Here is a 1,325-nt window from a genome sequence, read left to right as displayed (position 1 = left end):
CCAAATGCTTCGCCCGTACAGTGGTCAGTAGTCAGTAGTCAGTGGTCAGTGGTAAAGAAAAACAACGGACAAAGGACAACTGACAAAGGACAAAGGACAACTGACAACGGACAATTAAACCCATTTTTCAGCTACTAATTCCGCCAAATCAAGAACACGTTGGCTATAACCCCATTCATTGTCATACCATGCCATGACTTTCACCATGTCATTGCCCATAACAATAGTCAAGCTGGCATCAACAATAGAAGATTCATCTGTACCTTGATAGTCAGAAGATACAAGTTCCAATTCGCTGTAACCTAAAATGCCTTTCAAGGGACCTTCAGCAGCTTCTTTCAGAGCTTGGTTAACTTCTTCGGCAATAGTGCGCTTTTCAGTTTGTACTACAAAATCCACCATGGAAACATTAGGGGTTGGTACACGCAAAGCCACACCATTTAGCTTACCCTTCAACTGAGGAAGTACCAACGCTACTGCTTTTGCTGCACCAGTAGAGGTGGGAACAATGTTAATAGCTGCTGCTCTTGCCCGACGCAAATCACGATGAGAAGCGTCTAGTAAACGCTGATCACCTGTGTAGCTGTGGGTAGTGGTCATTATGCCTTTGATGATCCCAAATTTTTCATCTAATACCTTGGCAATGGGAGCTAAACAGTTAGTTGTACAACTGGCATTACTGATAATGTTATGGATGTTGTGGTCATAATCATGATGATTGACACCAATTACAAAAGTACCATCTTCATTTTTGCCAGGAGCGGTAATCAGAACCTTTTTAGCTCCGGCATTTACGTGCCTCATTGCCCCTTCTTTGCTGGTAAAAACGCCTGTTGATTCGATAATCAGGTCAATTCCCCACTCTTTCCAGGGTAAGTTATCTGGGTTGCGATCAGATACGCACTTAACTGTATTACCATTAAGGGTTATAGAGTTATCATCAGCACTAATATCTACACCTTGCAGCTTGCCTAACATTGAGTCATATCTAAGCAAGTGAGCATTAGTTCTAGGGTCGGATGTGTCATTAATCCCGACCAGTTGAATATTGCTATTTTCTCTACCCACCCAGCAGCGGGCAAAGTTACGTCCAATGCGCCCAAAACCGTTAATTGCAACTCTAATCACAGTATCTTGCCCTCTGTATTTATGCCTATAAGTTGATATCGTTGACCCCAATCATATCGCAAAGGGGGCGGCTATTTATAACGATAAAGTCTTTGATCAACAAAAAAATACAGAATTTTATAAGAAGGAGTCAGGAGTCAGGAGTCAGGAGTCAGGGAGCAGGGAAAACTTCTTAACAACTGACAACTGACAACTGT

1 protein-coding gene is annotated in these 1,325 nt (G+C 42.4%); it reads right to left on the bottom strand.

Translation table 11 applies throughout. The features are described from left to right. Positions 1-114: 114 nt before the first annotated feature. Entirely contained in the window at positions 115-1,128 is a 1,014-nt protein-coding gene (locus tag FJR08_RS08080) for a type I glyceraldehyde-3-phosphate dehydrogenase (protein ID WP_148765731.1), read from the bottom strand. Positions 1,129-1,325 lie beyond the last annotated feature (197 nt).

The sequence above is a fragment of the Dolichospermum sp. UHCC 0260 genome (genome assembly GCF_009711985.1).
GTDB classification, from domain to species: domain Bacteria; phylum Cyanobacteriota; class Cyanobacteriia; order Cyanobacteriales; family Nostocaceae; genus Dolichospermum; species Dolichospermum lemmermannii.
Note: the sequence above shows the minus strand (reverse complement) of the source record. Positions and strands in the feature narration are given on the sequence as shown.